Origin of the sequence: Streptomyces sp. NPDC101234, assembly GCF_044767525.1 — a bacterium.
GTDB classification, from domain to species: domain Bacteria; phylum Actinomycetota; class Actinomycetes; order Streptomycetales; family Streptomycetaceae; genus Streptomyces; species Streptomyces sasae.
This window is the reverse complement of the sequence record NZ_JBIWOA010000017.1, coordinates 12,863-29,983: the sequence shown is the minus strand read 5'-3', so window position 1 is coordinate 29,983 and position 17,121 is coordinate 12,863. Positions and strand designations below refer to the sequence as shown.

General features: G+C 70.1%; 23 protein-coding genes. 12 read left to right on the top strand and 11 right to left on the bottom strand.

Features of this window, described 5'->3' with window-relative positions:
* Window positions 1-416 precede the first annotated feature (416 nt).
* Genes ACIRR9_RS28910 through ACIRR9_RS28900 form a run of 3 tightly spaced genes read left to right on the top strand, consistent with a single transcriptional unit; the run spans window position 417 to window position 3,145 of the window.
* Window positions 417-1,379, top strand: coding sequence for an ABC transporter substrate-binding protein (locus ACIRR9_RS28910; protein ID WP_365353060.1), 963 nt, complete (start codon window positions 417-419; stop codon window positions 1,377-1,379).
* Between the two features lie 39 nt (window positions 1,380-1,418).
* The gene (locus tag ACIRR9_RS28905; RefSeq protein ID WP_403757559.1) at window positions 1,419-2,348 is read left to right on the top strand and encodes an amino acid ABC transporter permease; all 930 of its coding nucleotides are present in this window, start codon (window positions 1,419-1,421) and stop codon (window positions 2,346-2,348) included.
* On the top strand, window positions 2,345-3,145 hold the full coding sequence (locus ACIRR9_RS28900; protein WP_123974209.1) for an amino acid ABC transporter ATP-binding protein: 801 nt from the start codon (window positions 2,345-2,347) through the stop codon (window positions 3,143-3,145). The genes ACIRR9_RS28905 and ACIRR9_RS28900 overlap by 4 nt, the downstream gene beginning before the upstream one ends.
* Window positions 3,146-3,214: 69 nt before the next feature.
* Here the strand turns inward: ACIRR9_RS28900 and ACIRR9_RS28895 are convergent, their stop codons facing one another.
* The 3 genes from ACIRR9_RS28895 to ACIRR9_RS28885 form a co-directional block, all read right to left on the bottom strand.
* Window positions 3,215-3,943 (bottom strand): hypothetical protein, encoded by a 729-nt coding sequence (locus tag ACIRR9_RS28895; protein WP_403757556.1) that lies wholly within the window; start codon window positions 3,941-3,943, stop codon window positions 3,215-3,217.
* Entirely contained in the window at window positions 3,940-4,428 is a 489-nt protein-coding gene (locus ACIRR9_RS28890) for a SigE family RNA polymerase sigma factor (protein WP_365353053.1), read from the bottom strand. The genes ACIRR9_RS28895 and ACIRR9_RS28890 overlap by 4 nt, the downstream gene beginning before the upstream one ends.
* A gap of 146 nt (window positions 4,429-4,574) precedes the next feature.
* Window positions 4,575-5,345: a class I SAM-dependent methyltransferase gene (locus ACIRR9_RS28885; RefSeq protein WP_403251016.1), complete on the bottom strand. Its 771-nt coding sequence runs from the start codon at window positions 5,343-5,345 to the stop codon at window positions 4,575-4,577.
* A gap of 100 nt (window positions 5,346-5,445) precedes the next feature.
* Here ACIRR9_RS28885 and ACIRR9_RS28880 point away from each other — a divergent pair, with 100 nt between their 5' ends.
* Window positions 5,446-6,087: a CGNR zinc finger domain-containing protein gene (locus ACIRR9_RS28880; protein WP_403757553.1), complete on the top strand. Its 642-nt coding sequence runs from the start codon at window positions 5,446-5,448 to the stop codon at window positions 6,085-6,087.
* On the opposite strand, the gene sodX is transcribed toward ACIRR9_RS28880, so the two are convergent.
* Complete coding sequence (gene sodX / locus ACIRR9_RS28875) at window positions 5,979-6,425, bottom strand: nickel-type superoxide dismutase maturation protease (RefSeq protein ID WP_403757937.1); 447 nt, start codon at window positions 6,423-6,425, stop codon at window positions 5,979-5,981. The two genes, ACIRR9_RS28880 and sodX, sit on opposite strands and share 109 nt — an antisense overlap.
* Before the next feature lie 145 nt (window positions 6,426-6,570).
* Between sodX and sodN the strand changes: the two genes are divergently transcribed.
* A complete protein-coding gene (sodN, locus tag ACIRR9_RS28870; RefSeq protein WP_055634112.1) occupies window positions 6,571-6,966 on the top strand; it encodes a superoxide dismutase, Ni in 396 nt (131 codons plus the stop codon).
* Between the two features lie 146 nt (window positions 6,967-7,112).
* Here the strand turns inward: sodN and ACIRR9_RS28865 are convergent, their stop codons facing one another.
* Window positions 7,113-7,811 carry an IclR family transcriptional regulator gene (locus ACIRR9_RS28865; protein ID WP_403757550.1) on the bottom strand — a complete coding sequence of 233 codons (699 nt, stop codon included), beginning with the start codon at window positions 7,809-7,811 and terminating at the stop codon, window positions 7,113-7,115.
* A 139-nt stretch (window positions 7,812-7,950) separates the two neighbouring features.
* Between ACIRR9_RS28865 and ACIRR9_RS28860 the strand changes: the two genes are divergently transcribed.
* A complete protein-coding gene (locus ACIRR9_RS28860) occupies window positions 7,951-9,327 on the top strand; it encodes an MATE family efflux transporter (RefSeq protein WP_403757547.1) in 1,377 nt (458 codons plus the stop codon).
* Window positions 9,328-9,337: 10 nt separating this feature from the next.
* Here ACIRR9_RS28860 and ACIRR9_RS28855 read toward each other — a convergent pair whose 3' ends face one another.
* The 4 genes from ACIRR9_RS28855 to ACIRR9_RS28840 form a co-directional block, all read right to left on the bottom strand.
* Window positions 9,338-9,835, bottom strand: coding sequence for a GNAT family N-acetyltransferase (locus tag ACIRR9_RS28855; protein WP_403757544.1), 498 nt, complete (start codon window positions 9,833-9,835; stop codon window positions 9,338-9,340).
* 152 nt (window positions 9,836-9,987) lie between these two features.
* Window positions 9,988-10,893 carry a polyphosphate kinase 2 gene (ppk2, locus tag ACIRR9_RS28850; RefSeq protein ID WP_403757541.1) on the bottom strand — a complete coding sequence of 302 codons (906 nt, stop codon included), beginning with the start codon at window positions 10,891-10,893 and terminating at the stop codon, window positions 9,988-9,990.
* Window positions 10,894-10,934: 41 nt separating this feature from the next.
* Window positions 10,935-11,165 carry a hypothetical protein gene (locus ACIRR9_RS28845; RefSeq protein ID WP_365350591.1) on the bottom strand — a complete coding sequence of 77 codons (231 nt, stop codon included), beginning with the start codon at window positions 11,163-11,165 and terminating at the stop codon, window positions 10,935-10,937.
* 14 nt (window positions 11,166-11,179) lie between these two features.
* Window positions 11,180-12,334 carry an anion permease gene (locus ACIRR9_RS28840; protein ID WP_403757538.1) on the bottom strand — a complete coding sequence of 385 codons (1,155 nt, stop codon included), beginning with the start codon at window positions 12,332-12,334 and terminating at the stop codon, window positions 11,180-11,182.
* A gap of 106 nt (window positions 12,335-12,440) precedes the next feature.
* Here ACIRR9_RS28840 and ACIRR9_RS28835 point away from each other — a divergent pair, with 106 nt between their 5' ends.
* From ACIRR9_RS28835 to ACIRR9_RS28810, 6 genes are all read left to right on the top strand, one after another.
* The gene (locus ACIRR9_RS28835) at window positions 12,441-12,839 is read left to right on the top strand and encodes a helix-turn-helix transcriptional regulator (RefSeq protein ID WP_362725594.1); all 399 of its coding nucleotides are present in this window, start codon (window positions 12,441-12,443) and stop codon (window positions 12,837-12,839) included.
* Between the two features lie 173 nt (window positions 12,840-13,012).
* Window positions 13,013-13,381 carry a hypothetical protein gene (locus ACIRR9_RS28830; protein WP_403757535.1) on the top strand — a complete coding sequence of 123 codons (369 nt, stop codon included), beginning with the start codon at window positions 13,013-13,015 and terminating at the stop codon, window positions 13,379-13,381.
* A gap of 1 nt (window position 13,382) precedes the next feature.
* A complete protein-coding gene (locus ACIRR9_RS28825) occupies window positions 13,383-14,699 on the top strand; it encodes a tetratricopeptide repeat protein (protein WP_403757533.1) in 1,317 nt (438 codons plus the stop codon).
* Complete coding sequence (locus tag ACIRR9_RS28820; RefSeq protein WP_403757530.1) at window positions 14,680-15,177, top strand: Clp protease N-terminal domain-containing protein; 498 nt, start codon at window positions 14,680-14,682, stop codon at window positions 15,175-15,177. Before ACIRR9_RS28825 ends, ACIRR9_RS28820 begins: the two co-directional genes overlap by 20 nt.
* 37 nt (window positions 15,178-15,214) lie before the next feature.
* A complete protein-coding gene (locus ACIRR9_RS28815) occupies window positions 15,215-15,634 on the top strand; it encodes a VOC family protein (RefSeq protein WP_403757528.1) in 420 nt (139 codons plus the stop codon).
* 39 nt (window positions 15,635-15,673) lie between these two features.
* Entirely contained in the window at window positions 15,674-16,447 is a 774-nt protein-coding gene (locus tag ACIRR9_RS28810) for a VOC family protein (protein WP_403757525.1), read from the top strand.
* Here the strand turns inward: ACIRR9_RS28810 and ACIRR9_RS28805 are convergent.
* Both ACIRR9_RS28805 and ACIRR9_RS28800 read right to left on the bottom strand, forming a co-directional pair.
* Complete coding sequence (locus tag ACIRR9_RS28805) at window positions 16,407-16,745, bottom strand: DUF952 domain-containing protein (RefSeq protein WP_365350578.1); 339 nt, start codon at window positions 16,743-16,745, stop codon at window positions 16,407-16,409. The genes ACIRR9_RS28810 and ACIRR9_RS28805 overlap by 41 nt on opposite strands.
* Before the next feature lie 9 nt (window positions 16,746-16,754).
* The gene (locus tag ACIRR9_RS28800) at window positions 16,755-16,985 is read right to left on the bottom strand and encodes a hypothetical protein (protein WP_403757521.1); all 231 of its coding nucleotides are present in this window, start codon (window positions 16,983-16,985) and stop codon (window positions 16,755-16,757) included.
* Between the last annotated feature and the right edge of the window lie 136 nt (window positions 16,986-17,121).

Below are 17,121 nucleotides of genomic sequence, written 5' to 3'. Positions count from 1 at the left end.
AAGAACCTTCCTACCGGACCGACGGCACCCACGACGAGTCGAATAGGTGCAAGGTCACATCACGAATGTCGTAGACAACCGACAGATGAGCGGGCAGATGGCCGGTATGTACCGTCGGCCGCATCCCGAGATGAACCGGAGATGAACCGAAGATCCTCCGGCCGGAAGGTCAGATTCCCGCAGATGTACGGGGACGACGGGCCGAGGAAGGACCGACCTGACGGGGTTCGGGGGTCACCCGTTATGCGATTTTGACATGGTCGCACGCCTGAATGGGGCAATCCCAATGGCAGGATGCCGTAAACCCACGAGGTCGCGACACCCGAAGGTGTGTGTTTCCGTCGACCCAACGGCTTATCGACATATCAGACATATCGGTATATCGGCTGTTCAACCCATCGCCGGAGGAGCCCACCATGACCGCAAGCACCACCCGTCGTACCACCGCCTCGCGCTCCAAGGTTGCCGCGTTCGGTGCGATCGCGGTCGCAGGCACCCTGATCCTCACCGGCTGCGGTGACCACACGGACAAGGGCAGCGGCAGCGGCTCCTCGTCGGCCTCCTCCTCGGCCCCGCTGGCGAGCAAGCTGCCGGCGGACATCCGCAAGGCCGGCGTGATCAAGGTGGGCTCGGACATCGCCTACCCGCCGGTCGAGTACATGGAGAACGGCAAGGCCGTCGGTGTCGACCCGGACATCGCCGCCGCGCTGGGCAAGCAGCTGGGCGTGACGTTCGACTTCCAGAACGGCAAGTTCGACCAGCTCATCGTGGGGCTGCAGGCCAACCGCTTCAACGCGATCATGTCGGCGATGAACGACACGAAGGACCGCCAGAACGGCATCGACTCCGACACCGGCAAGAAGGTCGGCAACGGCGTCGACTTCGTCGACTACTTCACCGCCGGTACCTCGATCCTCGTCCAGAAGGGCAACCCGAAGGGCGTCAAGTCCCTGGACGACCTGTGCGGCCAGGTCGTGGCGCTGCAGAAGGGCACCACGTCCGAGGGCATCGCCAAGGCGCAGAGCACGAAGTGTACGAAGGACGGCAAGAAGGCCATCACGCTGCAGACCTTCGACACCGACCCCGAGGCGCTGCTCCGTCTGAAGCAGGGCGCCTCCGTCGCCGACCTGAACGACTTCCCGGTGGCCGCCTACAACGCCAAGACCTCCGGCAGCGGCAAGGACTTCGAGGTCGTCGGCGACCAGATCGAGGCCGGCCCGTACGGCATCGCGGTCAGCAAGGAGAACACCCAGCTGCGTGACGCGATCCAGGCCGCGGTGGCCGCCATCATCAAGAACGGCGACTACCAGAAGATCCTGGAGAAGTGGAACGTCTCGCAGGGCGCGGTCACCGAGGCGAAGATCAACGGCGGCTCCTGAACGGCCCGGGCACGACTGAAGGCATGAAGGGCTGTCACTGTGACTGACACGGTCGACAAGACTCCGGCGCCGTCGGTGCCGCCGGAGCAGATCAAGGCCATCCCGGTCCGCCACTACGGCCGCTGGGTGGCCGCCGCTGTGGTCATCGCCGTCCTGGTGCTGATCGGCATCGCGTTCTCCAACGCGAAGATCAACTACAGCATCATCCCGGACTACATCACCGACGGGACCATCCTGTCGGGCGCCTGGCACACGCTGTACATCTCGGTGCTCGCCATGGCGCTCGGCCTGGTGCTGGGTGTGATCCTGGCGATCATGCGGATGTCGTCGAACCCGGTCACCAGCACGGTGGCCTGGTTCTACGTCTGGTTCTTCCGGGGCACCCCGGTCCTGGTCCAGCTGCTGCTCTGGTACAACATCGCGCTCGTCTTCCCCATCCTCAACCTGGGGTTCTACAAGGACGAGATGAACCAGGTGATGACGCCGTTCCTGGCGGCGCTGCTGGGCCTCGGCCTGAACGAGGCCGCGTACATGTCGGAGATCGTCCGGGCCGGCATCCAGTCGGTGGACGAGGGCCAGACGGAGGCCTCGCACGCACTCGGCATGACGCAGAGCAAGACGCTGCGCCGGGTGATCCTGCCGCAGGCGATGCGCGTCATCGTGCCACCGACCGGCAACGAGTTCATCAACATGCTGAAGACCTCGTCGCTGGCGTACGTGGTCCAGTTCAACGAGCTGATCAAGCGGGCCACGGACATCTCCAGCACCTCGCTCGCGGTGGTCGAGATGTACTTCGTGGCGTCCATCTGGTACCTGATGCTGACCACGGTCTTCAGCATCGTCCAGTACTACATCGAGCGCCGTTACGCCCGCGGCTCCTCGCGCAGCCTCCCGCCGACCCCGTTGCAGCGCCTGCGGAAGAACCTGTCGCAGTGGGCTTCGTTCCGTCGCCCGGAGGTGGCCCGATGAGCGGTCTCGCCAAGGACATCACCCCGCCCAGCAGCGGCGCCCCCATGGTCAAGGCCGAGGGCGTGCACAAGTCGTTCGGCCTGGCGCACATCCTCAAGGGCATCGACCTGGAGGTACTCCCGCGCGAGGTGTTCTGCCTGATCGGCCCCTCCGGTTCCGGCAAGAGCACGTTCCTGCGGTGCATCAACCACCTGGAGAAGATCAGCGCCGGCCGCCTGTACGTCGACGGCCAACTGGTCGGCTACCGCCAGCACGGCGACAAGCTCTACGAGCTGAAGGAGAAGGAGGTGGCGGCGCAGCGGCGGGACATCGGCATGGTGTTCCAGCGCTTCAACCTCTTCCCGCACATGACGGCCCTGGAGAACGTCATGGAGGCGCCGGTCCAGGTCAAGCGCGAGACCAAGGCGGTGGCCCGGGAGCGCGCGGAGCGCCTCCTCGACCGGGTCGGCCTCGGCGACCGCACCGGGCACTATCCGGCGCAGCTCTCCGGCGGCCAGCAGCAGCGCGTCGCGATCGCCCGCGCGCTCGCCATGCAGCCGAAGCTGATGCTCTTCGACGAGCCGACGTCCGCGCTCGACCCGGAGCTGGTCGGTGAGGTCCTGGACGTGATGCGGGACCTGGCCGAGGACGGCATGACGATGATCGTCGTGACCCACGAGATGGGCTTCGCCCGCGAGGTCGGCGACAGCCTGGTCTTCATGGACGACGGCGTGGTCGTCGAATCCGGCCATCCGCGCGACGTCCTGACCAACCCGCAGCACGACCGGACGAAGTCGTTCCTGTCCAAGGTGCTGTAGCCGGGGGGCCACCACGGGGAAGGGGCGGTACGACATCCTCGTACCGCCCCTTCCCCGTCCCGCGTGCCGTCACGGCAACAGGTCGTCCTTCAGCACCAGTTCACGCAGTTGCGCCCGGGTGAGCGGGTAGTTCTCCAGCACCGGGCCGAGCGATCCCGGCCCGGCGAAGCCCGTCCAGTCCCGGACGCTCAGCAGGGTGCCGTTCTTCAGCAGCAGCGTGGCGTACAGCTCGGGCCCGCTGTACGCCGGCTGGACCGCCTTCTGCGCCGGCCATCGCCAGATGGTCAGCACCGCGCCGCCGGACACCGTCTCGCGGGTGCACTGTTCCTTGCGCGGCGTCTCGTGGGGCATGCCGCACGGATCCGGTTCGGGATTCTTCACGTGCTTCGCCGTGTGCACGGAGACGAATCCGGTGCCGCCGTCCCGGGAGACGGCGTAGTCCCCGTCGTAGGGCCCGACCTTCTTCCCCCCGAACGGCTTCTCGGTCTCCTTGAGGAGCTGCCCCAGCGACACCTGACGCACCTTCCCGACACCCGGCGGGAGGAGTTTCCCGAACCCCGTCTGCTCAGCGGTCGGCGAGGCGGGGACAGTCTGCCCCTGCCCGCCCGGCAGCACCCCGGAGCCGAACACGACCGCCGTCGCCACGGCCACCGCGGCGACCCCGGTCACTCCCGCCCGGCGACGCCACCGCAGCCGCGCGGCCCGCGCGAAGACCGACTCGCTCCCCCTGCTCTCCGGCACCGGTACCGTGCCCGCCGCCTTCCAGAGCAGTTCCCGCACCATCTCGTTCTCGCTCATACGAATTCCTCCCGCACCGCGGCCCGCAGCGCCGCGAGCCCCCTGGCCGTGTGGCTCTTGACCGTGCTCTCCCGCATCCCGAGCAGTTCGGCGGTGGCGGCGACACTGAGGTCCTCCCAGTAGCGCAGCACCAGCACCGCCCGCTGTTTGGGCGCCAACGAGGCGAGCGCGGCCCGCACCATCACCCCGGTGTCGCTGTCGACGTCCTGTCCCGGCACGTCCGGCAGCTCGCCGTACGCCTGCTCACGCCGCCAGAAGCGGCGGCGGGCCGAGATGAAGGTGTTGACCAGCGTCTTGCGCGCATAGGCGTCGAGGTTCTCCAGCCGCCCGTGTCTGCGGGCGCCGAGAACGACCCTGACCAGCGTCGTCTGGACGAGGTCCTCCGCCTCGTCGCGGTTGCCGCACAGCAGATACGCGCTGCGGAACAGAGCCGTACGTCTGCCCTCGACGAAGGCATGCAGCTGCGCTTCCGCGCCCCGCGTCATCCCTCCCCCTTCCCCGGCCCACCGGTTGACGGACCGTCTCACCCGTATCAGTGCGGTGACACGGGTCTGGGGACGCGGAAGAGGCGGTACGAATTTCTCGCACCGCCTTCTTCGCTTTCTCGCACCGCCTCGTGCGCCGTGGACCCCTACTTCAGCGCGAGCAACAGTGTGTCCGAGGGCGAGCACCACACCGCGCGGGCCTCCCCGAACCCCTTCTCCCGCAGTGTGCGCGCGTGCCATGCCGCCGAAGGCATGTCACCGTCCGCGTGCTCGCCGTAGATCTCGAACCGGCGCGCCGTCGGCCCGGCCAGCACCGGGTCCTGAGCCGCCAGCTGCCACCACTCCGCCCAGTCCAGCGCGCCCGCCGCCTTGGCCTGATCCATCTGGCGATGGCGCAGCGCCCGCTCCGCCGCGTTGATCCGGGGCGTGCTGTCGTCGATCATGTGGTCCGCGTTCATGAAGACACCGCCGTCGCGGACGAGTCCCGCGACCTGACCGTAGAGGACCGCGAGGGGTTCGCTGTGCAGCCAGTGCAGGGCCGTGGCGGTCAGGACGGCGTCGTACGAGTCGTACGGCAGCCCCGCCGCCCACCGCGGGTCCTTGAGGTCGGCGGTGACGAACGAGACCCGGTCGTCGCCCGCGAAGGTGCCCTCGGCGATGGCGAGCAGGGCCGGGTCGAGGTCGACGCCGGTGCTGACCGCGTCCGGGAAGCGGGCGAGCAGCCGGGCGGTGATGCTGCCGGTGCCGCACGCGAGGTCCAGGACCCTCGGGGCCGTACCGACGAGCGCCTCCACCATGTCGAGCATGATCCGGAACCGTTCCTCGCGGTCCGGCATGTACCACTCCTGCTGCCGGTCCCAGCTCTCCTGCCAGGCAGCCCAGTCGGCACCGGCATCGGTCGTCGTAGCGTCCGCCATGACACCCCTCCACACCGCTTGTCGCGTAATACCCTGGAAGCACGACCGGCTGTTACCCGCCCGCACCACCGACCATAGAGCGCCCCGGTAAGGACTACAAGTGGAACTGGCCTATTACTCGGATTACGCCGTCCGTCTCGTCAACAGCGAGGAACCGGCCCGGGGCAAGGACTCCCTGACCTCGGTCGAGGCCGTCCGCGGCCTCTTCGGCGGCAACCAGCAGGCCGCCCGGCGCGCCACCGAAGCCGACGTCACGCGCTTCCGCTCGGTACGGGCCCGGCTGCGCGCGGTCTTCGAGGCGGCCGACAAGGGTGAGGAGACCCTCGCGGTCGACCTGCTGAACTCACTCCTGCTGGAGTTCCCGGTCAGCCCGCAGATCTCCGGCCACGACCACCGGGACGAGGACGACCGCCCGCTGTGGCACATGCACCTGGCCGACCACCCCTCCAACGCCACCGCGGGCTACGCGGCGATCGCGGCGATGGGCCTGGCCTTCCACCTCACCGAGCACGGCGTCGACCGGCTCGGCCTGTGCGAGGCAGCACCGTGCCGCAACGCCTACCTCGACACATCCACCAACCGCTCCCGGCGCTACTGCTCGGACCGCTGCGCGACCCGGGCCAACGTGGCCGCCTACCGGGCCCGCAAACGCCTGGAGGCGGAGCGGCCCGAACGGTCCGACGACAGCACCGGCCTCGCGGCCGAGACCGCCCAGCGCATCAGCGCCAGCGGCGAACGCTGACCGGCCCCGCGCGGCCGCCAGCGGAACAGGGCCCGCCCGAGGATCAGTTCCTCCGGCACGGTCCCGTAGTCCGTGCTGTCCCCGCCCGCGTACGCGTTGTCCCCCAGCACCCACCAGCCGCCCTCGCGCGGCTCCACGGCCCGCTTGACGACCAGCAGGTCCTGCTGGAACGGATGGCGCAGGACGACGACGTCACCGGCCCGCACCCGGGCCCCGTACCGCACCAGGAGCTGATCCCCCTGGTACAGCGTGGGCACCATCGACGGGCCGGTCACCTCGGCCAGTCCGAAGGGCGCGGCACCCCTCCCCCGCTCGGTCTCCTGCGACAGCTCCGGCATCCCCGGCACCTCCCCGGTCCGTTCCTCCACCAGTCTCAGTCTGACCCTGGACTTTTGTCCTAAGCCCATGGGGGCACTCGCGAAATCACGCTTCCCAGGGAGTAATGTCCCACCTGAGAAGACGATCACGAGGAAGGAATGCTCCATGCTTTCCCGCCTGTTTGCCCCCAAGGTCAAGGTCAGCGCGCACTGCGACCTGCCCTGCGGCGTGTACGACCCGGCCCAGGCCCGCATCGAGGCGGAGTCGGTGAAGGCCGTGCAGGAGAAGATGGCCGCCAACGACGACCCGCACTTCCAGGCGCGCGCCACCGTCATCAAGGAGCAGCGCGCCGAGCTCGCCAAGCACCACGTCTCGGTGCTCTGGAGCGACTACTTCAAGCCCCCGCACTTCGAGAAGTACCCCCAGCTGCACGTCCTGGTGAACGACACCCTGAAGGCCCTGTCCGCCGCCAAGGCGTCCACGGACCCGAAGACCGGCGAGAAGGCCCTGGAGCTCATCGCCGAGATCGACAAGATCTTCTGGGAGACCAAGAAGGCCTGATCCTCGATCAGACCTTGTGCCCTGCGATCACTTCGGTCGCAGGGCCTCCCGGTCCGCACCCGGCCCGCAGGCCGCCGAGAACGGCGTCCATGACGGTCCGGGTGCGGTCTTTTCCGCCCGGCCGCAGGCGCCGGGTCTGCCGTGCCTCACGGGTGGTCGGCGCCCAGACCGTGGGAGAGCGCACGGGCGCAGGACCTGATCGCGGAGAGGACGGAGCCGCGTACCCTGCCGTCGTCGCAGACGCGCCCGGCCGTTCCTGTGACGCTCACCGCGGCGACGGTCGCTCTGCTTCTGTCGCGGACCGGTGCCGCGACGGAGACCATGCCGGCGCATGCCGGTTCGGGGGCACAGGCCCAGCCCCGGTCGCGGACGATCCGCAAGGTGTCCTCGGGAGCCACCGTCCTGTGCGCGTCCAGAACCATGCCCAGGGCGGTCCGTTCGACGGACATCACTCTGCCGGTCTCCGGAACCGGCCGTTCGGCGCCGGGGCGGGAGACATGATGGACGATCAGCACACCGGACCGGTGGGGCACACCCACGTGCACCGTCTCCCTGGTGGCCCTGGCCAGGTCGTCGGCCCAGACCAGAGCGTGGGCACGCAGCTCGTGGTGGTGGAGGTAGCTGCCGCCCATCCTCGCCAGCTCGGCACCTGATCGGTACTTGCCGGAGGCCGGATCCTGCTCCACGAGCCCCTCCCGCTGGAGCGTGCGCAGAATGCCGTAGACCGTGCCCTTCGGGAGACCGAGAGACAAGGCGGTGTCAGTGAGACCGAAATGGCGTTCGCCTGCGGCAAGCAGCCGTAGCACTGCCGCGGCACGGGACACGGACTGGATGGGACCTGGCATGTAGCCGCCTCCATTGGCTCGGCCGGCATCGCGGGGCACCGCTTCGTGGCACTACGGGTGCGAGTGTGTCATGCACCCGTTGCCGGCGCGGTGGCGCGAAGTCGATGTCGTTGTCCACTACAGGCTTACGCTCGGTCAGATGACCGAAGGCGAAGGGGAGCGCCACTTCGCGAACGCGAAACGGCGCCGTACGGAACTGCGGTCGACACTCGGGTTCAGCCTCCCGATGTCGGTCGCCAACTATGTGCAGCAGTCCTACCTGTTGGCCGACAGCATCATCGTCGGGCACTACGTCGGCGTCGGGGGCCTCGCTGCCGTGGGCGCCGCCCAGCCGATCTTCTACCTGGTCAACGCCGTCTTCCTCGGCCTGGTCAGCGGCTTCGCGATCCGGTTCGCCCGGATGACCGGGGCCGGGCAGACGGAACGTCAGCACGACGCCGCCGTCGGCCTGGCGGCCTTCGCCGTCGTCTGGGCCGCGCTGTGCATCGTGCTGGTCTTCTCCGCCACCGGGTTCCTCCTGAACGCGATGGGGATCCACGGTGCCGTGGCCCACGGCACCACGACCTACCTCCGCACCCTGTCCCTCGGGTTCGTCGGCATGTTCGGCATCGGCGCGCTGGGCGGCTTTCTGCGGGGGCTCGGCGACTCCCGCACGGTCATGTACATCATGGTGTCCAGCAGTCTCCTCAACACCGTTCTCGCCTGGAGCTTCGTGGCCCTGCTGGGGCTGGGCCTGCGGGGAGCGGCCCTGGGGACGGTGACGGCCGGGTCGGTGGCCTTCGTGGCCGGCCTCGTGCTCGTGGCCCGTCGGCACGGGGTCCATCGCTACCGCAGCGCCCTTCCCGAGCTGGCCCGGCAGGCCGGCTCGTCCCTGCGGCTCGGCTTCCCCGTGGGCGTCCAGCACGTCATGCTCTCGCTCGGCACCATGGTCCTGACGTCGCTGATCGCCCCGTTCGGAACGGCGGCGATCGCCGCGTTCAGCATCGCCGCCCGGCTGGAGGCCCTCGCCGGGCGGTTCTATCTGGACCTGTCCGGCGCGGTGACGGTCTTCGTCGCCCGGTACGCGGGAGCCGGGGACCCGGAGCGGGCCCGGCGAGTGCTGCTGCAGGCGCTGCGGGTCTGCCTGTGGGCGACGCCGGCGGAATCCCTGCTGGTCATCCTGGTACGGCAGGACATCGCCGCCGCCTTCACCACCTCCGGCCCGGTCCGCGGGATCGTCGGCTCCTACATCCTCATGACGTATCCGTTCCTGCTTCTGTACACGGCGATGGCGGTCGTCCACGGCTTCCTGAACGGGATCGGCCGGACGGTCTTCCCGCTGGTGTGCACGATGCTGTCGTTCCTCGTCGTCCGCATCCCCTCCGCGTCGCTGCTGAAGGAGCCGCTCGGGCTGGACGGCGTCATCTGGGCGGTGCCCATCGGCTGGTTCGTGGGCCTGGCCTACACCGCGTACGCCGTGCGCCGGTACGTCCGGGACGCCCGGCGGTTCATCCCGGTGCCGACGTCCGCCGCGTGAGCCCTCCGGGTCACCGAGGGCCGGTGTCCGGAGCCTGGGCCGCCAGGGCCTTGAGCGGTTCGCCGGTCAGGCGGCAGACCCGCCACTCGTCCAGGAACTCCGCGCCGAGCGACTCGTACAGGCCGATCGCCGGCTCGTTCCAGTCCAGCACCCACCACTCGAAGCGCTCGTAGCCGTCGCGCAGACAGAGCGCGGCGAGGGCGGCGAGCAGGGCCCTGCCGTGGCCGGCGCCGCGGGCGTGCGGGCGTACGTAGAGGTCCTCCAGGTGCATGCCCCGGGTTCCGGTCCAGGTCGAGAAGCGTGGGAACCACAGGGCGTGGCCCACGACCTCGCCGGTGGTGTCGTCCTCGGCGATCAGCGCGTAGGCCGCCGGGTGGACGCCGAACAGGGCCTCGCGGAGCTGCTCCTCGGTGGCCCGGGCCTGCTCGACGGCCCGTTCGTACTCGGCGAGTTCGCGGATCATCGCGCGGATCGCGGCGACGTCGTTCTCGGTGGCGGCCCTGATCATGCTGCAGATACTCGTCGATCGCGCCGAGTCGTGTCCATCGCCGGTCCGTCCGTTCCGAAAGGCATAGAAGGGCCCAGAAAAGAACAGAAAAGCACAGAGGCCGCCCGGTCGTCCGGGCGGCCTGCGCGGTGTGGTGCCGGACAGGACAGGTCCTAGTGCCGGTCGTCGTGGTCGTCCTCGCCGGCCTCCAGCAGGCCGGCCGCCGCGCCCACGATCCGCGGGTCGGGGCTGCCGACGACCTCCTCGTCCTTGTCGGCGTAGTCGAAGCGGGCGAGGACGCTGCGCATCGCCTCGACGCGCGCGCGCTTCTTGTCGTTGCTCTTGACCACGGTCCAGGGCGCGTACTCGGTGTCCGTCTCGCGGAACATCGCGACCTTCGCAGCCGTGTAGTCGTCCCAGCGGTCCAGGGAGGCCAGGTCCATCGGGCTGAGCTTCCACTGCCGCACCGGGTCGACCTGGCGGATGGTGAAGCGGGTCCGCTGCTCGCTCTGCGAGACCGAGAACCAGAACTTCACCAGGTCCACCCCGTCGTCCACCAGCATCCGCTCGAACAGCGGCGCCTGCCGCATGAAGCGCCGGTACTGGTCGTCCGAGCAGAAGCCCATGACCCGCTCGACGCCGGCCCGGTTGTACCAGGAGCGGTCGAACATCACGATCTCACCGGCGGTCGGGAGGTACTGCACATAGCGCTGGAAGTACCACTGGCCGCTCTCGCGTTCCGTGGGCTTCTCCAGCGCCACGACCCGGGCGCCACGGGGGTTCAGGTGCTCCGTGAAGCGCTTGATCGTGCCGCCCTTGCCGGCCGCGTCGCGTCCCTCGAAGACGATGACGATCCGGCGTCCCGTCTCCTTGATCCAGCTCTGCAGCTTCAGCAGTTCGATCTGCTGCAGCCGCTTGTGCCACTCGTACTCCTTGCGCTCCATGCGGTGCGCGTACGGGTAGTTCTCCCGCCAGGTGTCGATCGGGGATCCGTCCGGGCGGATGAGTACGGGGTCGTCCGGGTCGCTGTAGTCGACCTTCAGGTCGGCCAGGTCGGACAGCAGGTCCGGCGTCGTCATCCAGTCCTCCTCAGCGGCTCATGGGTTCGGGGTTTCAGGGGTCAGTGGAACTGCGGAACGATCAGGTAGATGCCGTACGCCACCACCGCCGCGCAGGCGAGGAAGCACAGCCCTGCCTGGGCGGCGCCGACGGTGCCGGTGCTGCCCTGTTCCTTGGCTCCTTCGTAGCGTGCGAGGCCGAGGACGCCGAAGGCGAAAACGACCACCACTGCGACTGTAACTCCGATGCTCACCGCGGTGACCTGGCCGAGTGCGGTCCAGTCGATGGTCATGGGAACTCCCTCACTCAGGCTGCGGTGTCGACGTGGGACGGGGGCGTGGTGCGGATGGCGACCTCGTGGTGGTCGTTCACGTTGTCGGCGTGGATCGGGTTGCGGCGCGACAGCAGGACGATGCCCACCGCGAGCGCGGCGCCGACCAGCGCGACGACGACCGTGCCGAAGTTGCCGCCGTGCTTGACCGCGGCCGCGGAGACGCCGCCGACCAGCGCGGCGCACGGCAGGGTGATCAGCCAGGCGGCCACCATGCGGCCCGCGACGCCCCAGCGGACCTCCGCGAGCTTCCGGCCGAGGCCCGCGCCGAGGATGGAGCCGGAGGCGACCTGCGTGGTGGACAGGGCGAAGCCCATGTGGGCGGAGGTCAGGATGACGGCCGTGGAGGCGGTCTCGGCCGCGAAGCCCTGCGGGGACTGGATCTCGGTGAGGCCCTTGCCCATGGTGCGGATGATCCGCCAGCCGCCGATGTAGGTGCCGAGGGCGATGGCGAGACCGGCGCAGAGGATCACCCAGACCGGCGGTCCCGCGCCGTCCGGGAGCGCGCCGACGGAGATCAGGGTCAGGGTGATGATGCCCATGGTCTTCTGGGCGTCGTTGGTGCCGTGGGCGAGCGAGACCAGCGAGGCGGAGCCGATCTGCCCGAGCCGGAAGCCCTTGGTCACGGAGTCCGCGCGGCCCCGGGTGGTGAGCTTGTAGGCGGCGTAGGTGGCGATCAGGGCGGCGACGCCCGCCACGACCGGCGAGGCGAAGGCCGGAATGATGATCTTCTCGACGACCTTGTCGAAGTTCACCGCGCCGGAGCCGGCACCGACCCACACCGCGCCGATCAGCCCGCCGAACAGGGCGTGCGAGGAACTGGAGGGAAGTCCGACCAGCCAGGTCACCAGGTTCCACAGAATCGCACCCACGAGCCCCGCGAAGATCATCGCCGGACTCACCTTGGCGTCGTTCACAATGCCGCCGGAGATCGTCTTGGCGACCTCCGTGGAGAGGAAGGCCCCTACCAGGTTCAGCACACCACTGATCAGAACAGCCGTCTTCGGTTTGAGCGCACCGGTCGCGATGGACGTGGCCATCGCGTTCGCCGTGTCGTGAAATCCGTTGGTGAAGTCGAAAGCGAGTGCAGTGACGATCACGACCGCCACGAGGAACGTGATGTGGTCCATTCCTTTATGCAAACAAGGATGCGCCAATTGCGCGAGAACTGGAGGGAAACGGCCGCACAAGAACAATCCCGGTCCGTGTGCACAATGTGCATGTCATCCTGGTGGGATGACCCTGGAGGACCTGAGACGGCTGCGCCGGGCCCGCGACCGGATGGACCGCGAGTACGCCGAGCCGCTCGACATGACCGAGCTCGCCCGGACCGCCCTCATGTCCCCCGGCCACTTCCAGCGCAGCTTCCGCAAGGCCTTCGGCGAGACGCCGTACAGCTACCTCATGACCCGGCGCGTGGAACGGGCCAAGGCGCTGCTCAGGAGGGGCGACCTCACGGTGACGGAAGTGTGCATGGCCGTCGGCTGTACATCGCTGGGGTCCTTCAGTTCGCGCTTCACCGAACTGGTCGGGGAGACACCGAGCGCCTACCGGGCTCGGGACCACGAGGAGAGCACGGTGATCCCGTCCTGCGTGGCCCGCACGTTCACCCGCCCGCGCCGCCGGCCGTACTGACCGGCCGTACTGACCGGCCGTACTGACCGGCCAGGAAGCGTCCGGGAAGCGGTGCGCACCGCGCCGACCCAGGTCACTCCGCGCTCCCCGGCCGTACACTGGGCGTCATCATCAACTCCGTTGCCCGACAAGGCGTGTGGACGACCAGGCCTTTGCACACATCCGGGGGAGCCGTGGCAACCGCGTTCATCTGCGTCCTGAGCCCCGACCCGGTCATGGACGCCGAGTCCCTGACCGACTGGCTCCGAGGCGAGCCCGAGCTCTCCGGCAGGGTCCGGCTGACCGGGGGCGCCCCGGCCGCGGGCCAGCTGGGCGTCCCGCTGGACACCGTGTCCGTCCTGCTGGGCGCGGGCGGCCCGCTCACCGTGCTCGCCTCCTGCCTGCGCGCCTGGATCACCCAGCCGCGCCGCAGCGACGTCAAGCTCAGCGTCAGTCGCGAGAACGGCCCCGCGATCGAGATCGACGCCAAGCGGGTCAGCCGCGAGGACATGGCGGAGCTGCTGCGCCAGGCCCTGGACCCACACCAGGATCCGCAGGCGTGACGTGCGCCTTCCCGACCCCCTCCGCTCCCGGGTCGTGCTGATCGGCGCGAGCCGCTACTCCGACCCGGCCCTGCCCGATCTGCCGGTCGTCGAGAAGACCGTCACCGATCTCGCCGGGCTGCTCACCGAGCCGCACCACGGGCTCGTCCCCGAGAGCCACTGCACGGTCCTCCTCGACGACGGCGACCTGCGCACGGTCGGCGACCGGCTGCGCTCGGCCGTCGCCGGGGCCGAGGACCTCCTCCTGGTCCACTACGCCGGTCACGGCCTGGTCGCCGGCCGCCGCCACACCCTGTACCTGGGCCTGCCGGACAGTCGCTGGGAGGCGCCCGAGTTCAACTCCCTGGAGTACGACAAGCTCCGCGACGCCGTCCTCGACTCCCCCGCCGAGACCAAGGTGGTGATCCTCGACTGCTGCTTCTCCGGCCGGGCGGTCGGCGACCCGCTCGGCGGCGCCGTCGGCCGGATCGAGCAGCTGGCGGTGGCGGGCACCTATGTCCTGACCTCGGCCCAGCGCGACCAGGTCGCCCTCGCCCTCCCGGACGAGGAACACACGGCGTTCTCCGGCCGGTTGATACGGCTGCTGCGCGAAGGAGTGGTCGGCGGCCCCGAGTTGTTCACGGTCGACGACCTCTACCGCCGGCTGCGCGCCGTCATGGCCGCCGAGGGCCTGCCCACCCCGCTCAACCGGGGCGCCGGCACCGCCGCTTCCATCGCCCTCGGCGTCAACCGCGCGTTCGCCGCGACCGCGGGACCCGAACTGCGCCGACGGCACGGCGCCGCCGTCGAACAGGGCAAGGCCGGGGACTGGGCGGGAGCCGCCGAACAGCTCCACAAGACCGTCGCCGAACAGACCAGGATCCTGGGCGCCGAACACGAGGACACCTTGCGCGGCCGCCAGTCCCACGCGCACAGCCTGGGCGGCGCGGGCAGTCCGGCTCAGGCCGCGGACCTGCTGCGCCGGCTCCTCGCCGACCAGCTGCGCCTGCTCGGCCCCGACCACGAGGACACCCTGCGCACCCGGCAGTTCCTCGCCGTCAACCTCGGCGAGGCGGGGCACCGGGAGGAGGCGGCCGGCCTGCTCCGGCTGCTGCTCGCGGACCGGGAGCGGGTGCTGGGCGGGGAGCATCCGCACACGCTGCGGACCCGCCATCTGCTGGCCCGGAACCTGGCGTTCACGGGCGGCCGGGAGGAGGCGCAGGCGCTGCTCGGTGAGGTGGTGGCGGTGCGGGAGCGGCTGCTGGGGACGGACCACCCGCACACCCGGCGGGCTCGGGAGGATCTGGCGGGGGTGAGCGGTGTACGAGAGGTTCGGTGAGCGGGCCCAGGGCGTGGTGGAGACCGCCCGCGATGTGGCACGGCGGCTCAGGCACTGGTACGTGGAGCCGGGGCATGTCCTGCTGGCGCTGCTCGAACTGGACGAGGAGGACACCGTACGGATGCTGGGCGCACCCGCCGAGGCGCTGCGCGGCGGGGTGATCGGCGCGCTCGGCAGGGGAACCGTGACACCGGGCGACCACCTGCCGCTGACGGGCGAGACCGTCGCGGTGTTCGAGCTGGCGCCCCGGGAGGCGGACCGGTTCGGCGACCGGACCGTGGAGCCGTTCCATGTCCTGCTCGCCCTGTTGTCCGCCGCGAACACCCTGGTCATGGACGTCGTCGCGGCCCACCGGGTCGCCCCGGGGCGGATACTGCGGCCGGCCGCGGGATCGCCGGCTCCCACCCCTGCGGACTCCGGGTCCCGGGACCCGGCCCTTGCCCCGGCCCACGACCCCTATGTCTGGGCCATGAGCTGACCGGGCACGGCGGCCCGTTTGCTCCTAGCCTGACCCCATGGACGTAAAACTCGCGCAGTGTTTCATCGCCGTCGACGACCACGACAAGGCGCTGGCCTTCTACCGTGACGTCCTCGGTCTGGAGGTCCACAACGACGTGGAGTTCGAGGGGATGCGATGGGTGACCGTCGGGTCGCCGCAGCAGCCGGGCGTGGAGATCGTGCTGGAGCCGCCCGGTGCCAACCCGGACGCCTCGCCCGCCGACCGTCAGGCCATGGCCGAACTGCTCGCCAAGGGCATGCTGCGCGGGGTCATCTTCTCCACCACCGACTGCGACGCGTTGTACGAACGGGTGCGGGAGTACGGCGGTGATGTGATCCAGGAGCCGATGAACCAGCACTGGGGCGTGCGGGACTGCGCGTTCCGGGATCCGGCGGGGAACCTGCTGCGTTTCACGGAGCGCCGGGACGCCAAGTAGCCCACTCGGGACTCCGAGTAGCGCACTTACGATCACCGTATGACCATCCGCTGGACGTACGCCTTCGCCGACCGCCCCACCGCGCACCTCGCCGCCGCCCGGGACTTCTGGACGGCCGTCACCGGCACCCGGCTCTCCGCACCCCGCGGTGAACACGACGAGTTCGCGACCCTGTTGCCCGCCGCCGGCGCGGACGCCTGCGTCAAACTCCAGGGCGTCGGGGCGGGCCCCGGCGGAGCCCACCTGGATCTCTGCGTCGAGGACGTGCCGGGCCTGGTGGAGCGGGCCCGGGAACTCGGCGCCGCGCCGGTCGCCGAGCACGAGGGGTGGGCCGTACTGCGGTCGCCCGCCGGGCAGTTGTTCTGCGCGGTGACCTGGCACGGCGAGTCGGTACGGCCACCGGTGGTGGCCGGCAGCCGGCTGGACCAGGTCAGCCTCGACATCCCGCCGTCCGGGTACGACGCGGAGACCGCGTTCTGGGCGGAGCTGACCGGCTGGGAGCTGCTGACCGGTTCGCTGCCGGAGTTCCGGGTGCTGAGGCCACCGGCCGGCCTGCCCGTCCGGGTCCTGCTCCAGCGGCTCGACGACGAACGGCCTGCCACCGCCCATCTCGACCTGGCCTGCGCGGACATCGCGGCGACCCGGGCCCGGCACGAGGAACTCGGTGCCGTGCACCTGGCCGAGGGCCGGCACTGGAGCGTGCTCCGCGACCCGGCGGGCGGTGTCTACTGCCTGACCGGCCGGGACCCGGAGACGGGCGGTCTGCCGGCCGTCACCCCCGGGGCCACGGCTCCACATCCACCACGGCCGTGACCGGGATCGGCCCGTACACGTGCGGGAACTCCTCGCCGTCCGGCTCCGGCGCCTCCCACTTCACCGGTACGCCGACCCGGGCCGGGTCCACGACCAGGACCACCAGCTCGTCGGGCCCGTCGTAGGAGCCGTACAGGAAGGCGGCGATGCGCGGGAGTTGGTCGCGGGTGGAGCAGTGGATGAAGCCCTCCTCCTGGAGGGTGCGGCCGCGGGTGGAGATCTCGTAGCCGCCCCGCGCGCGGGCCTCCTCCCACAGGGAGCGCTCGGTGATGTGCAGGATGTTCGGGAGTTCGGTCATACGGTCACGCTACGGCGTCGGCCGGGCACGGGGCCCGGGATTTTGTGCGTCGGCTCCGGGCGGAGCCGACGACCGCCGCTCCTGCCCGCGCGGCGGCCCGGTGTACTCGGCGCAGTCGGGGTTGCGGCAGGGCCCGGGCCCCCACACCGGAACCCAGGCGCCCAGCGTCTTGTGCCGCCGCACCACGCTCTCGACGGGCTGCCCGCAGACCGGACAGGTCTGACGGCCCTGGCTGTCCATGTCCCCAGCGTAGGCCTGGGCGGTGCGTGGCGCCCGCCGCCCGCTGCTCGCGCTGCCCGCGGGCGGGGCGGAAGCGGCGGGCCCCGCACACCGTGGGGATGTGCGGGACCCTTCGGACCGGAGCCCCCGGGGGGCC

Bases quoted from the DNA above. Each gene is read 5' to 3' on its own strand.
- ACIRR9_RS28910 (WP_365353060.1), top strand. From the start codon at position 417: ATGACCGCAAGCACCACCCGTCGTACCACCGCCTCGCGCTCCAAGGTT.
- ACIRR9_RS28900 (WP_123974209.1), top strand. From the start codon at position 2,345: ATGAGCGGTCTCGCCAAGGACATCACCCCGCCCAGCAGCGGCGCCCCC.
- ACIRR9_RS28895 (WP_403757556.1), bottom strand. From the start codon at position 3,943: ATGAGCGAGAACGAGATGGTGCGGGAACTGCTCTGGAAGGCGGCGGGC.
- ACIRR9_RS28890 (WP_365353053.1), bottom strand. From the start codon at position 4,428: ATGACGCGGGGCGCGGAAGCGCAGCTGCATGCCTTCGTCGAGGGCAGA.
- ACIRR9_RS28885 (WP_403251016.1), bottom strand. From the start codon at position 5,345: ATGGCGGACGCTACGACGACCGATGCCGGTGCCGACTGGGCTGCCTGG.
- sodX (WP_403757937.1), bottom strand. From the start codon at position 6,425: ATGCCGGAGCTGTCGCAGGAGACCGAGCGGGGGAGGGGTGCCGCGCCC.
- sodN (WP_055634112.1), top strand. From the start codon at position 6,571: ATGCTTTCCCGCCTGTTTGCCCCCAAGGTCAAGGTCAGCGCGCACTGC.
- ACIRR9_RS28865 (WP_403757550.1), bottom strand. From the start codon at position 7,811: ATGCCAGGTCCCATCCAGTCCGTGTCCCGTGCCGCGGCAGTGCTACGG.
- ACIRR9_RS28860 (WP_403757547.1), top strand. From the start codon at position 7,951: ATGACCGAAGGCGAAGGGGAGCGCCACTTCGCGAACGCGAAACGGCGC.
- ACIRR9_RS28855 (WP_403757544.1), bottom strand. From the start codon at position 9,835: ATGATCAGGGCCGCCACCGAGAACGACGTCGCCGCGATCCGCGCGATG.
- ppk2 (WP_403757541.1), bottom strand. From the start codon at position 10,893: ATGACGACGCCGGACCTGCTGTCCGACCTGGCCGACCTGAAGGTCGAC.
- ACIRR9_RS28845 (WP_365350591.1), bottom strand. From the start codon at position 11,165: ATGACCATCGACTGGACCGCACTCGGCCAGGTCACCGCGGTGAGCATC.
- ACIRR9_RS28840 (WP_403757538.1), bottom strand. From the start codon at position 12,334: ATGGACCACATCACGTTCCTCGTGGCGGTCGTGATCGTCACTGCACTC.
- ACIRR9_RS28835 (WP_362725594.1), top strand. From the start codon at position 12,441: ATGACCCTGGAGGACCTGAGACGGCTGCGCCGGGCCCGCGACCGGATG.
- ACIRR9_RS28815 (WP_403757528.1), top strand. From the start codon at position 15,215: ATGGACGTAAAACTCGCGCAGTGTTTCATCGCCGTCGACGACCACGAC.
- ACIRR9_RS28810 (WP_403757525.1), top strand. From the start codon at position 15,674: ATGACCATCCGCTGGACGTACGCCTTCGCCGACCGCCCCACCGCGCAC.
- ACIRR9_RS28805 (WP_365350578.1), bottom strand. From the start codon at position 16,745: ATGACCGAACTCCCGAACATCCTGCACATCACCGAGCGCTCCCTGTGG.
- ACIRR9_RS28800 (WP_403757521.1), bottom strand. From the start codon at position 16,985: ATGGACAGCCAGGGCCGTCAGACCTGTCCGGTCTGCGGGCAGCCCGTC.